The following is a 13,429-nucleotide window of genomic DNA, read 5'->3' as shown; positions in this document are numbered from 1 at the left end:
GCATATTCTATTCGGATTTTTACGAACATTGTTATAATGGCAACACATTATGAAAGCGCATTCTTGCAAGGGGGAACTAGCGTATGCTGGCATTACTGGGATTTCTCATGGTAGCCGTTTTCATGTACTTGATTATGTCGAGACGGCTTTCAGCATTGGTTGCTTTGATTGTTGTTCCTGTTGTTTTTGCGTTGATTAGCGGATTTGGTTCAGAAATTGGCGATATGATGCTTGCAGGCATCAAGAAAATTGCACCTACGGGCATTATGCTGTTGTTCGCCATTCTGTACTTTGGAGTTATGATGGATGCAGGTCTGTTTGATCCATTAATTAAAAGAATCGTGAAAATGGTGAAGGGTGACCCACTAAAGGTGATTGTAGGTACAGCGATTCTCGCTACCTTGGTCGCACTGGATGGAGATGGAACAACGACTTATATGATTACCGTTACCGCGATGCTGCCTTTGTATCGCAAGCTGGGAATCAAACCGATGATTTTGGCAGTCATGCCGATGCTCGCACTCGGTGTCATGAACATGACGCCTTGGGGTGGACCGACAGCACGGGTCATGAGTGTACTCCATATGGATGTTTCCGAGATTTTTGTCCCTGTTATTCCTGCGATGATTGGCGGAATTGCTTGGGTGATGATCGTAGCCTGTATTTTGGGCAAACAAGAGCGTAAGCGTCTGGGGATTATTGAGATACCAGATCAAGATTTGAAATCGCTTGCAGGACAAGAAGTAGCGGCGACAGATGAGGCTGCTACGCTGAAACGTCCGCGCTTGATCTGGTTCAATCTGTTGTTGACCGCAGCCCTGATGGTAGGTCTGATTACGAGCTTTTTGCCGCTGCCGACGATGTTCATGCTCGCTTTTGCCATTGCCCTGTTTATGAACTACCCGAAAATGCAAGATCAGAAAGAACGGATTGCAGCCCACGCAGCTAACGCACTAGCTACCGTGTCCATGGTTTTCGCTGCGGGAATCTTTACAGGCATCCTGACTGAAACGAAAATGATCGATGCGATGGCGAGCACACTCGTTTCTTGGATTCCGGATTCACTTGGTTCCCATATGCCTCTACTCGTAGCGCTGACAAGCATGCCATTCACGTATTTCATGTCGAACGATGCGTATTACTTCGGGATCGTTCCAATCTTGGCGAATGCAGCAGCCGCTTACGGAATCGATCCGGCGGAAATTGGTCGCGCTTCCATCCTGGGTCAACCGCTGCACGTACTCAGCCCGTTGTTTGCAGCACAGTACCTGTTGATCGGAATGGTTGGGGTCGATTACGCGGAAACCCAAAAATTCGTCCTGAAATGGGCGTTTGGAACATCGATCGTAATGATTGCGCTTGCTCTTCTTACCGGAGTCATCTCATTCTAGTCAAACTATAAGAAGGAAGAAATTAAAAAAGAGGCCTGCGCATGGCCTCTTTTTCGTCATCGCGCGAAATGAGATACAATGAGAAGAAGAGGAGGGAACGATGTGCGTTTTCACAGCAAGCTGATGTTGATTATTTGCTCGCTCCTTTTTGGTGTGATTGTCATACTCGGTACGATGTTTGAACAGATGCTGGCGGGCGTTTTGGAGCATGAGATTGGGACGCGTGCACTGCATACTGCCAAGACCGTTGCGCAGATGTCTGAGATCAAACAGGCGTTTGACGCAGAAGATCCTGCCAAGATTATCAATCCAATCGTGGAAAAAATACGCTTGGACACGAATGCGGCTTTTATAACCGTAGGAAATTTGCAAAGCATCCGCTATTCCCATCCTGATCCAGAGCAGATTGGCAAAAAGATGGTGGGAGGCGACAATGAGGCAGTATTTGAGGGGCAATCCATCATCTCTGAGACAGTCGGTTCGCTTGGCCCCGGACTTAGAGGAAAAACACCGATCTATGATGAGGAAGGAAAGGTGATGGGGGTCGTTTCTGTCGGCTTTTTATTTGAGGATATTAATGAAACGATCGAATCGTATCGCAATCGAATCTTCGTTATCGGCATCGTCACCTTGCTTTTGGGTGTGGTGGCTACGCTCATTCTTTCACAGAATGTAAAGAAAGCCATATTTGGTTTGGAGCCTGAACAAATTGGGCGATTGTATCAGGAAAATCAAGCCGTGCTGGAATCGATTCGCGAAGGCATTGTGGCCGTCAATAAGGAAGGAGCGATCACGCTCGCGAATCAGACTGCTCTCCAGATGCTAGGGCAAGCGAAGGATAAAGACAGGATCATGGACAAACAGGACGAGCTGGTTCGTTCACTAGGCCTTCATGAGGTGATTGAGACTGGGAAAGCCGAATTTGACCGCGAAACGAATGTGGACGAGCATGTATTAGTCGTGAACCGGGTCCCGATTATGGATAAGGAGCGTCATGTTATGGGCGCGGTAGCGAGCTTTCGCAATCGGTCCGAGCTGTTCGAGGTCACACAGGAGCTGTCACGTGTGAAGGAGTATGCGGAAGTTCTTCGTTCTCAGACGCATGAGTATTCCAACAAACTGCATCTCATATCGGGACTCATCCAGCTTGAATCGTATCAGGAAGCTATTGAAACGATTTCTTCTGAGCTGAATGTGCATGTCCACAATACGACGTTTATTATGCAAGAAGTCCCCGACCCACTGATAGGTGGCTTGTTGCTCGGGAAGCTGAATCAAGCCAACGAACGCAAGGTGGAATTGAAAATAGATCCGGAAAGCAACTTCCGTGACATTCCTGCCTCGATTGATCGCTCACAGCTAATTGTCATTCTCGGCAATTTGATAGATAATGCGATGGACGCTGTAAAAGCTCCAGGTGCAATTGCACCAGAAATCACGATCTTTTTGCTCAATATGGAAGAGGTCTTACTCATAGAAGTGGAGGACCTGGGGCCAGGCATCTCCGAAGAAAATGCTGAACGCATCTTTGAGCTGGGCTTCTCTACCAAACAACAGCCGAATCATGGCTACGGTCTGCACTTAGTCAAGCAAGCTGTTTTACATGTACACGGCAATATTACGCATACGGGGAATCCGGTAGGCGGAACGATTTTTACTGTGACGATCCCAAAGGATGCACGCACGGCAGAACGGAAGGAGGCCGTACTAGATGATACGGGTACTCATTATTGAAGACGACCTGAGAATCGCAGAGGTAAACCGACGCTTCGTGGAAAAAGTAGAGGGATACGAGGTGATTGGCATTGCCACGAATGGGCAAGAGGCCAAGGACCAAATGGAAGTTTTGCAACCTGATCTCGTGTTGCTCGACATTTATTTTCCGGATATGGACGGCCTCGATTTTTTGTCGATCATAAAGGAGCAGTTCCCTACAACGGATGTCATCATGCTGACAGCGGCCAAAGAAGTAGATGCGGTTGTAGAGGCGATCCGCTATGGCGTATTCGATTTTATTACCAAGCCGCTTATCTTTGCACGCCTGCAACAAACGTTACGGAATTATCAGGAGTTCAGGCAAAAGGTGAGTGATTGGAAAAAAGACACTGATCAGATCAGCCAAGCCCAAATCGATGAGCTTATTTCCCGGACTGGCCAAAAAAAGACAACCGAGACAAGGGCAGTCAAAGGAATTGATCAAATCACGCTGGACAAAATTTCTGGCTTTCTCATGCAGACCCAGGAGGCTACGACGGATTTGGTCAGCAAAGAAACAGGCATTAGCCGTTCAACAGCAAGGCGATACCTCGAATATTTGGTAGCCAAAGGAGACGCCATCGCAGACCTTTCGTACGGTGTCGTCGGCCGTCCAGAACGCGTATACAAGAGCGTCGGGCGGCAAAAAGAATAAAAAACCTCCGCGTTCGCAAGTAAGGTACAGGCCTACTTGAGAGCGTGGAGGTTTTTTTGTACTTATGATTTGATAAGTATTTAGAAGGTTTCGATGAACCACTGAAAGCTGGTGAGAAGAAAAAGCGCAGGGCTCGCAGACCTTGACAACCCCCACCCAGTCGGAACTTCAAAAAGGGGACCACGCTTGTCGAACACTTCTTCCTTGAGAAACTTCCGCCCGTAGGGTGGCTTTGGCTCGACGGTCCCCTTTTTGAAATGGAGACGGACAGTGAATCCCCATTGCGGGGGTGTCAGAGTCGAAGAGAACTGTGCTTTTTCTTCTCCTCCCCTATGTTGACTCAAACCAAAAGGATTTTAAGCCTACTTAATCACACAGCTCGCTTCCACCCGATAAATGCGCTGCCCACGAGAAGAAAAGCGCTCCTCGTACTCCGTCATTACATTATCTGCCGCCAGCTTGGACTGGTGCAGGTCAAAGGTGATATTGCGCATCTGGAAGCGCTCCGCAGCGAATTGGTTGAGTGAAAACTCAAAAAGGTTTTCGTTGTCTGTCTTCATATGGATCTCACCGTCTGCCACAAGCACCTGGCGATAGGTGTTCAAGAAGCTTTTGTAAGTCAGACGACGTTTCGCATGACGGGTTTTTGGCCACGGATCACTAAAGTTCAGATAGATGCGAGAAATTTCGTGATCGGCAAACAAGTCGGTCAACTTGGAAGCATCGTACTGGACAAAAGCCAGATTCGGAACAGCTTTGTACTCCGTACGCTGAACAGCGCGCAGAACGACCTCCGCCTTCAGTTCAACCGCAATGAAATTGATGTCAGGATGACGCTCGGCCAATGTATTAATGAAACGTCCTTTTCCACAGCCGATCTCCACATGAATCGGATTGTTATTCCCGAAGCGTTCCTTCCAATTTCCTTTATAGGAAAGGGGATTGTCTACGAACGTCGGATATTCTCTCAGGGCCGCTTCGGCACCTGGAATGTTACGCAGTCGCATATGTGCCTCCTTCAAAACGAACTCCTATCTACTTTACGATGACTCCCTGCTAGTTGCAAGTAGAGAGAGAAGAAAGAGAAGCGAGATTCCAGCGGTAGAATACGTGAAAAAGGAGAGAAAAGGGGTTTTTTGTAAATGGGAGTAGGACGAAAGTCGCATGGGGCGAGGGTTTGAACGAATGGGGGCTGGTAAAAATTTGCCAATTTTGGAGGGACATTCTGGTAAGAAAATAGACTGAAAATTTGAGGAATGCCTGTTAAATCAAGCGCGAAGGCGTCAAGCGGTAATCGTATCCAGTGAAAAAATTAGTTTTTGGTAAGTTTTTGGTAATTTCACAGAGGGCGAGCTTTGGTAAAGTAGAGAACAAGTGAGAGGTCAGCCAAACTTTGCATAAAATGGTCCCTTGTTGAGGAGGGATCTTTTTTCAAAGAAAAGGGAGGATGAACAGCATGAAATTACATAAAACCCTCATCGGAATCGTAATGGGAGTAGCATTGGGAGTCACATCAATTGTCGCTCCATTGCCAGGGGAGCAAAATGTAGCTGAGGCTGCATGGACGCAATCCAAGGCAGACAAGGTCATTGCCACGGGAAGAAAATATATGGGTACTCCTTATAAATTCGGTGCGAGCAGTAATACCACAGCCGTATTTGATTGCTCTTCCTTTACACAGCGGGTATTTAAAGTCGCAGTCGGCAAGAGCTTGCCACGCTCTTCTCGCGATCAAGCCAAGAAAGGAACGAGTGTGTCCAAGGCCAACCTGAAAAAGGGAGACTTGGTGTTCTTCAAGGCGAGTACGACGACGACGTCCAAACGGATTACACACGTGGCGATTTATGCAGGCAACAATAAACTCTTACATACATATGGAAAACCAGGAGTGACGTATTCGACCTTTAAAGGCACGTCCTGGGAGAAGCGCTTCGTTTCGGCACGGCGAGTCTTGTAATCTACTCGTCTGGCTCTCTACTTACTAATACGTTTCGTAACGCAATTTGTTGCGAGAATCGAGGAATGCAAATCTTGTAAAAAAAAAGCGAAAGCCCTTGCCTTGTGGAGTCTCCCACAAAGACAAGGGCTTTGATCTGTTTGCTAGCAGCGTGCTAGATTTTCAAAATACCACCCATGCTCGCATTCGTTACCAGCTTGGAGTAACGAGCCAGATAGCCTGTTTTTACTTTCGGCTCGAATTCTTTCCAGCCTTCTTTGCGGCGAGCCAGCTCGGCTTCATCCACGTGCAGCTGGATCGTCCGCTCCTCGAGGTCAATCGAGATGATATCTCCGTCCTGTACGAAGGCAATTGGACCGCCTTCTGCGGCTTCAGGAGACACGTGACCGATACTGATCCCGCGAGAAGCACCGGAGAAGCGTCCGTCTGTAACGAGAGCGACTTCTTTACCGAGGCCCATACCCACGATTTGCGAGGTTGGAGCCAGCATTTCTGGCATGCCTGGGCCGCCCTTAGGACCTTCATAGCGGATAACTACAACATGACCAGATTTGATTTTACCAGCAGCGATTCCTGCCAGAGCCTCCTCTTGGGAGTCGAAGCAGATGGCTGGACCTTCGTGCTTTTTAATAGAAGGATCGACACCGCCTGTTTTGATGATCGAGCCTTGCTCTGCCAGGTTGCCGAACAGAACAGCGAGACCGCCGGAAGCGCTGTACGGGTTGTCCAGGCGACGAATGACTTGATCGTTTTTGATTTCAGCATCAGCGATGTTTTCGCCAAGGGTTTTGCCCGTGACAGTGATACGGTCTGGATGGATCGCGCCTGCTTTTTTCGCGATTTCTTTCAGAACAGCTGATACGCCGCCTGCCTCGTGGCAATCCTCGATATGATAGTCAGAGGACGGAGCCAGCTTGCAAATATGCGGAATGCGCTTCGCTACTACGTTGATGCGCTCAATCGGGTATTCGATGCCTGCTTCTTGTGCGATAGCCAGTGTATGGAGAACGGTATTGGTTGACCCACCCATCGCCATGTCGAGTGCGAATGCATCGTCGATAGCCTCAAGTGTCACGATATCGCGTGGCTTAATGTCGCGTTCAATCAGATTTTTCAGTTTTTCAGCAGAGGATTGTACCAGCTCGCGACGCTCAGGAGAGACAGCGAGTACGGTACCGTTGCCAGGCAGAGCCAAACCGATGGCTTCGAGCAGACAGTTCATCGAGTTCGCTGTAAACATACCGGAACAGGAACCGCAAGTCGGGCATCCATATTGCTCCAGCTCTTCGAGTTGCTCGTCGTTGATCAAGCCTGCTTGGTGAGCACCTACACCCTCGAATACGGAGGAAAGCGAGATGGAGCGGCCATCACTCGTTTTTCCGGCTTTCATAGGACCACCGGTTACAAATACGGTTGGAATGTTGACGCGAAGTGCACCCATGATCATCCCAGGCGTGATCTTGTCACAATTTGGAATACAGATCATGCCGTCAAACCAGTGAGCAGCGACAACGGTTTCCAAGCTGTCTGCGATGATCTCACGGCTCGGGAGGGAGTAGCGCATCCCGATATGTCCCATAGCAATTCCGTCGTCAACGCCAATGGTATTGAATTCAAATGGAACCATGCCAGCAGCACGAACGGCTTCTTTGACCAGTTTTCCAAATTCCTGCAAGTGTACATGACCCGGAATAATGTCGATGTACGAGTTGCAAATGGCGATAAACGGTTTATCGAAATCCTCATCCTTTACACCTGCTGCACGAAGCAAGCTGCGGTGTGGTGCGCGGTCGAATCCTTTTTTGATCATATCACTTCGTTGTCTGGCCAATTTGAAAAACTCCCTTCCAATACGGATCATGCCTGTCTTATGTTTTGAACTATCTTATCAATTTTTAATTACAGAAACAACCGCAAAAGTCTGAACATTCGCTCGGTCTCCAATGGTTCGAACAGCTGCTCTCGATTGGCATAGGCTTAGGAATCATAGCGAAATCAGCTTGTTTGGGATAAAATAGAAGAATCGAATCTATTTCGGTTGGAGTGAACAAAATGTTAAACGAGTTAAAAAACATCTGGTCGGACGGGAATGAAGAGGAGCGCCGCATTCTCGAGCTGGCTGTTGCTGCCATTCATCAAAAGCGGGAACGGAATAGCGCGTTTATCTCTGGTTTTCTTGGACTAAAGGGAGAGTTCATAGACGAAGAAAAACAGTCGTACCGCTTCGAATTACCTCTGACCCCTTTTATGCACAATTCAGGGGGAGTTGTTCATGGAGGAATTCTTGCGACCTTGATCGATTCAGCGATGGGCTCCTTGATCAATCGGTCCTTGCCCCCCAATCAGTATGCAGTGACGACAGAGCTGAAGCTCAATTATTTGCTTCCGGGAATAGGGGAGCGGTTGCGAGCAGAAGCGAGCTTTTTGCATCGCGGACACACATTGGTCGTCATGGAAGGCAGTGTTTACGATGATCGGGATAGGCGGATCGCCCACGGTACAGGATCGTTCATTGTGCTCTCGAGAAATGGTCGGAAATAAAAAAACCTCGCTCCACACCAAAAAGGTGAGAGCGAGAGGTGACGGTGTTATTTGATGACAACGAGACCGCTGTATTCCGAAATGTAAGTGAGCATTTTAGTGGAAAGCGGTACGATAAACTCCATGTCTTCTTTCTCGACGATACCGGATCGCGAAACAATCCGCGCCCACTTGGCGGTCAGCTTGTAGTAATCGGAACCAAATGAGGCATGAACCGTCTCACTCTGATGCCGAAACGTGACAGGGCTTGTGCCCAGCTTCACCGGGACCATGCTGATGATATCCTGCAAAAACAAATGGTAGGTCATATGTGGCTTGAAAAAAATAAGCTCCTTTGTGGTGACAGAGAAGCCGTAGCTATTGTTCATTTGGGTGAATTTGAGTTCACCTTCCATATTTTTCAGCCGAATGAAGTCGGTATTCATGTTTATCCCCCTCCTTCGGGTATCTCTCTATGATAGTAATCTTTCCTATGCAAGTGCAAGTGGAAGGTTGTTCAAAAAAGTTGTTCCAATCGTAATAAAGGAGCGAAATGTCATGATCGAAATTGCAAAAGAAGCAGCAAGCGTCGCGGGTGCGTTTTTGAAGGAGCGTTTTCTTGAACAGCTCGTGCCCGATGAGGAATTGCATAACGACGTGAAGCTGCCAGAGGATAAAGGCAGTGAACAGCGCATCATAGAGGTCCTGCATCGCCACTTCCCGACGCATACCATTTTTTCGGAAGAGGTCGGAATGGTTTCCCGCGAGGAAGAGTATTTGTGGATTATTGATCCTTTGGATGGAACGAATAACTATTTTATCGGCTATCCGTATTTCTCGATCTCGATTGCATTGCAGCACAAGGGCGAGCTGGTGCTGGGCGTCGTCTACAATCCGGTAGCGGGTCAAATGTTTTGGGCGGAAAAAGGAAAAGGAGCCTATTTGAACGGAAAACGATTGAACGTCAATAACCGTCAAGACCTTACACGTGCAGTCGGTACTTACATCCGAGGACGAGACACGGTAACGAAGGTAGAAGAGATGGCTTTTACAGAACCGTTTGTATTCCAGACCAAGCGTCTCATGCGAAATATTGCGCCCGCACTGGACTGGTGCTTGCTGGCAAACGGATGGCTCGATTATATCGTGATGCAACGATCCAATATTATGGATGTGGCTGCCGGAATTGTTATCGCCCAGGAGGCGGGTGCAACGATTACAGACTGGTTTGGAAAGCCGTACCAGCATGAACCATTCCAACAAGATCACACGCCTTCATTAGTGGCGAGCAACGGACATTTGCATGACACGATCCGCGGTATGATTCGACAGTAACGGGTACAAAAGAAGCGGGACTTATGTAGCGGTTTATGGCTCAGCTGGATTTCTTTTCATTTATTGGCAACCAAATGTTTCGGCGCACGTATAAAATTGTTGCGAATGATTTGCTATTCTGTAATAGGTAAAAGAGGTGAGAAAAATGGCACGAATGGAATATCGGCTGCTGGATGAGGCGAGGGGATACCCTGTTCAGTTTTACTACGACAATGTAAACAAAGATGAGGTCTCCTTGCGTTTCGCTTGCGATTATTTGGTGAAGGGGCATGTCGTTTATGAAAAGACGTCCTGTGCAATCGAAAACGGCACGTATGTCATTTACGTCAAGCGCTCAACAGAAGAGCAAGCTGTCGATTACGCGGAGGCTGTGTCTGCACGCTGGGGCAGCATCCAGATCGAAATGCGTGAATATCAAGAAAATGCAAGCGTTTATCCGCTTGTACACACGTTTTATTTCAAGGACGATGACGATGCTCTCTTGCATCTGCAAAGCGACTATTTGTACGTGAATGGACGCGAATGGGAGAAGACATCGGCCGAGGTGGATGAAGATCGGCAGGTTTATGTTTACTACGCGAAGCCAGTGTAGGAGGAAGAAAAATGGCACAAACGAAGTCGAAGAAAGTAGTCGGTCTGTTCGTCGCAGCTGCACTTGCGATCAGCGGTTGTTCTTCCGGGGACGACTATGATGATGATTGCTACGATAATGACAATGACGGCTATTGTGACGATAGCAGCAGCAGTGGGGGTTCGAGCTCTACCTACAGGTCTTACAAGAGCAAATCCGGAGTATCGAGTGGGATAAGCACGAGCAGCTCCAAGGGCGGTATCGGCAGCTCGGGCTATTCCAGCTCCGGGTGAGGTGATGGAAGTGGAAGACCATAACCGACGAGAACGAGAGGCGCTGTACGGCCCGATGCGGGAAGAGGGCGTATTTACCTGGGATTGGATGTATGGCGAGGAGTATGCGCTATATGATATCCACCTGATCCCTCGCTCCTTTCGAGAGGAAATCGCGATGGCAACCGAGCGGCTTGGGCAAATTTTTACCAAGGTCGTTCCGGTATTGCAGCGTGCAGAGGACTCCCTGTTGTTGGAACTAGGAGTGCCAAAGCAGGCATTGCAGGCAGTCAGGATTGTTGTTTCCCAAATGGTGCCGACTGTCATTGGACGCTTTGATTTTGCCCAGACGACAGAAGGATTGAAGATGCTCGAGTGCAACAGCGATACCCCTACAGGAATCGTCGAGGCTTTTTATGTGAACGGTCGTGCTTGTCGCCATTTCTTGCGCGAGGACCCGAATGAAGGGATGGAGCGGCAGTTGCGTTCGGCATTCAGCAAGGTGGTCGACGCGTATCGGGCGAAAGGCTATGATACGGATTCTATCTGGTTTAGCTCGCTCGACTGGCATGAGGAAGACAAGGGAACGACAATGTATTTATTGAACCAATCGGGTCTGTCTGCCCGGTTTGCCGCTTTGGAACATTTGCGTGTTTGGCAAGATCGGCTCTATGTAAAGGAGAACGAGGAGCTATTGCCAGTCGATGTGCTGTACCGCCTGCATGCTTTGGAAAAGCTGGCGGAAGAACAGGATGAAGATGGCTACCCGACTGGTGAGCATGTGCTATCGTTGATTGCCCGCAAAAAGCTGGCCATTATTAATCCTCCTTCTGCGTTTCTCATTCAGACGAAGGCTTTGCAGGCGCTCATCTGGAACTTGCATGAGGCAAATGAGTTTTTCACTGAAGAGGAGCACGCGATCATCGAAGCTTACATGCTGCCGACTTATTTTGAAAATCGGTTTGCAGGCAGGGAGGACTACGTCACGAAGCCGATTTTTGGGCGGGAAGGTGGCGGTGTCATGCTGTTTGCGTCAGATGGTACGCTGCAAGAAAAGGATCAGGAAGAGTTTTACTGGGAGCAGCCGATGATTTATCAGAAACGGGTGGAGCTTCCAGAAATAACGGTTCAGACGATGAAGGGAGCGTATGCTGGACGGCTGCTCTGGGGGTCCTTTTGGATCGGCACAGAGGCATCGGCAATTGTAGCCCGTGTCGGGGGACCGATTACAAACAACCTATCATATTATTTGCCGGTCGGCATAGACAAGTAGCGAAAGGAGAGGACAACTTACATGTTGGGACAATTGGATTACGTATTAAACTTTTTAGTGTATTTGGCAGTGACTATTCCGATATTGGCTGTGGGGATTTTTGTGTTTACGATTACGACTCCTTACAAGGAGTTTGATCTGATCAAGCAAGGAGCACAGACTGACGATCCGAAGAAAATGGCAGCGGCAAAAGCAGCCGCGCACGATTTGGGAGGCAAGATTATCGGTTTGGCAATCGTTCTTGCTTCGGCTGTATACCACTCTGTTAACTTGTGGGATTTGGTCATCTGGGGTATTGTAGGAATGGTATTTCAAGTCATCATTTTTTATTTGTTCGAATGGGTCACACCATTTAAAGTCGTGTCTGAAATTCCGAACGGAAACGTATCTGTCGGTATTTTCGCTTCGCGGTTGAGTATTGCAGCGGGCTTGTTGATGGCTGCGCTGATCAGCTACTAAGCATGGAAAGAGGCGTTCACCTTCGAAGTCTGGTGCTCGTGTAGGTTCTCTACATTTAGCTCCTCCCGCTTCAGGTTCCCGCCTCTTTTTCGATGCGGAACCGATCATATTTTGAACAGGCACTTATGGGCACAGGGAGGAGTTTTTTTGTTCTGGCGCGTCATGTATGAGATTTTTATCATTATGCTAGTGATTACGTATGCAATCCTGTTGTTCGCAGACTTCTCTAATCATCCTCTGTTGACTGATGAACTGATGAACAAGGTAGACAATGGGCTGATCATTTTGCTGATTGCCGAGTATTTGATCCGGCTATGGAGGGCGAAAGACAAACGAAAATTCGTTTTCGCCAACTGGTTCGATCTGATCGCAATGATTCCATTGGACTCTTATTTGTATTTGGCCAGAATCATGCGCGTGCTTCGGCTGGTGCGCATCGTGCGTGCTTCGCCGTTTTTATTGGGAATCATTCGTTCAGGTCCGATGCGTCAAGTATTTGGGGTCGTCACGATTATCATGCTGTGGAGCTCGACTGCTATTTATTTGCTCGAGTACGGTGTGAACGAAAACATCAAAAGCTTCCCGGATGCGTTGTGGTGGTCGATTGTGACAACTACGACAGTCGGCTACGGTGATATCTCGCCTGTGACGTCAGGTGGGAGGATCATGGCGGCGATCTTGATGGTAACGGGGATCGGAATGCTTGGAGCCTTGACGGCGAATTTTGCTACCCATTGGACAGAGACACATGAAAGCAAAAGCCGGGATGAGAAAGATCGCTTGACAGAAGAGATCAAAAAGCAGGCGATCACAAATATCCAACACATCGAAAACTTGACCGAGCGCGAGTATGAGACGCTCAAAGAAAGTATGGACTTGCTGTACCGTCGAACGAGGAAAAAGAGTGAGGAATAAGCGGAGAGCTGTCAGGTATTAGGCCTGGCAGTTTTTTTCTTTCCCATTTTGAATCACTTTCAAAATGTTTAAAAAGCTGCGTAGGAAGAAGTTCATTTCCAGTCCAAGTGCCTCTGGAGCCCGACTAAGCTTTGAAATGAATGGCGGGGAATTTCAGCTTCACCTATGGAATCCTTCTTCGAAAGGTCTACGTTTGAAGCGCTCCCGCCATTCATTTCAAAGTGGACAGTCAATCCCCCTAGCGGGGCGTAGGCCGAAGCGTAGACTGGAAATGAACTTCTTCCCCCACAACAGCCACGACAAAACCACTATGTTCAAGTGAAATA

General features: G+C 48.3%; 14 protein-coding genes. 11 read left to right on the top strand and 3 right to left on the bottom strand.

Going from position 1 to position 13,429, the window contains the following annotated elements; translation table 11 throughout:
* The first annotated feature begins 83 nt into the window (after positions 1-83).
* The 3 genes from C7R91_RS04840 to C7R91_RS04830 all read left to right on the top strand — a co-directional run bounded on the left by C7R91_RS04840 (position 84) and on the right by C7R91_RS04830 (position 3,801).
* A complete protein-coding gene (locus C7R91_RS04840; RefSeq protein ID WP_047071742.1) occupies positions 84-1,391 on the top strand; it encodes a CitMHS family transporter in 1,308 nt (435 codons plus the stop codon).
* Positions 1,392-1,493: 102 nt separating this feature from the next.
* On the top strand, positions 1,494-3,125 hold the full coding sequence (locus C7R91_RS04835) for an ATP-binding protein (RefSeq protein WP_047071743.1): 1,632 nt from the start codon (positions 1,494-1,496) through the stop codon (positions 3,123-3,125).
* The gene (locus C7R91_RS04830) at positions 3,103-3,801 is read left to right on the top strand and encodes a response regulator (RefSeq protein ID WP_047071744.1); all 699 of its coding nucleotides are present in this window, start codon (positions 3,103-3,105) and stop codon (positions 3,799-3,801) included. The genes C7R91_RS04835 and C7R91_RS04830 overlap by 23 nt, the downstream gene beginning before the upstream one ends.
* 362 nt (positions 3,802-4,163) lie before the next feature.
* Here C7R91_RS04830 and trmB read toward each other — a convergent pair whose 3' ends face one another.
* Positions 4,164-4,808 carry a tRNA (guanosine(46)-N7)-methyltransferase TrmB gene (gene trmB, locus C7R91_RS04820; RefSeq protein WP_047071745.1) on the bottom strand — a complete coding sequence of 215 codons (645 nt, stop codon included), beginning with the start codon at positions 4,806-4,808 and terminating at the stop codon, positions 4,164-4,166.
* Positions 4,809-5,257: 449 nt separating this feature from the next.
* Here trmB and C7R91_RS04810 point away from each other — a divergent pair, with 449 nt between their 5' ends.
* Complete coding sequence (locus C7R91_RS04810; RefSeq protein WP_047071746.1) at positions 5,258-5,758, top strand: C40 family peptidase; 501 nt, start codon at positions 5,258-5,260, stop codon at positions 5,756-5,758.
* A gap of 154 nt (positions 5,759-5,912) precedes the next feature.
* Here C7R91_RS04810 and ilvD read toward each other — a convergent pair whose 3' ends face one another.
* The gene (gene ilvD / locus C7R91_RS04805; protein ID WP_047071747.1) at positions 5,913-7,589 is read right to left on the bottom strand and encodes a dihydroxy-acid dehydratase; all 1,677 of its coding nucleotides are present in this window, start codon (positions 7,587-7,589) and stop codon (positions 5,913-5,915) included.
* 221 nt (positions 7,590-7,810) lie between these two features.
* On the opposite strand from ilvD, the gene C7R91_RS04800 reads away from it, so the two are divergent.
* Positions 7,811-8,299, top strand: coding sequence for a PaaI family thioesterase (locus C7R91_RS04800; protein WP_047071748.1), 489 nt, complete (start codon positions 7,811-7,813; stop codon positions 8,297-8,299).
* A gap of 47 nt (positions 8,300-8,346) precedes the next feature.
* Here C7R91_RS04800 and C7R91_RS04795 read toward each other — a convergent pair whose 3' ends face one another.
* Positions 8,347-8,724 (bottom strand): hypothetical protein, encoded by a 378-nt coding sequence (locus tag C7R91_RS04795; protein ID WP_047071749.1) that lies wholly within the window; start codon positions 8,722-8,724, stop codon positions 8,347-8,349.
* A 112-nt stretch (positions 8,725-8,836) separates the two neighbouring features.
* Here C7R91_RS04795 and C7R91_RS04790 point away from each other — a divergent pair, with 112 nt between their 5' ends.
* From C7R91_RS04790 to C7R91_RS04765, 6 genes are all read left to right on the top strand, one after another.
* Entirely contained in the window at positions 8,837-9,613 is a 777-nt protein-coding gene (locus tag C7R91_RS04790) for an inositol monophosphatase family protein (protein ID WP_047071750.1), read from the top strand.
* A gap of 145 nt (positions 9,614-9,758) precedes the next feature.
* The gene (locus C7R91_RS04785; RefSeq protein WP_047071751.1) at positions 9,759-10,205 is read left to right on the top strand and encodes a hypothetical protein; all 447 of its coding nucleotides are present in this window, start codon (positions 9,759-9,761) and stop codon (positions 10,203-10,205) included.
* Between the two features lie 11 nt (positions 10,206-10,216).
* Entirely contained in the window at positions 10,217-10,477 is a 261-nt protein-coding gene (locus C7R91_RS04780) for a hypothetical protein (RefSeq protein WP_047071752.1), read from the top strand.
* Between the two features lie 4 nt (positions 10,478-10,481).
* Positions 10,482-11,729, top strand: coding sequence for a glutathionylspermidine synthase family protein (locus tag C7R91_RS04775; protein ID WP_047071753.1), 1,248 nt, complete (start codon positions 10,482-10,484; stop codon positions 11,727-11,729).
* 21 nt (positions 11,730-11,750) lie between these two features.
* The gene (locus C7R91_RS04770; protein WP_047071754.1) at positions 11,751-12,188 is read left to right on the top strand and encodes a DUF350 domain-containing protein; all 438 of its coding nucleotides are present in this window, start codon (positions 11,751-11,753) and stop codon (positions 12,186-12,188) included.
* Between the two features lie 147 nt (positions 12,189-12,335).
* Entirely contained in the window at positions 12,336-13,103 is a 768-nt protein-coding gene (locus C7R91_RS04765) for a potassium channel family protein (protein WP_047071755.1), read from the top strand.
* The last annotated feature ends 326 nt before the right edge of the window (positions 13,104-13,429 follow it).

The sequence above is a fragment of the Brevibacillus formosus genome (genome assembly GCF_003013405.1).
In the GTDB taxonomy this organism is placed as follows: Bacteria; Bacillota; Bacilli; order Brevibacillales; family Brevibacillaceae; genus Brevibacillus; species Brevibacillus formosus.
The sequence above is the reverse complement of the archived record's forward strand: the minus strand, read 5'-3'. Positions and strand labels throughout refer to the sequence as shown.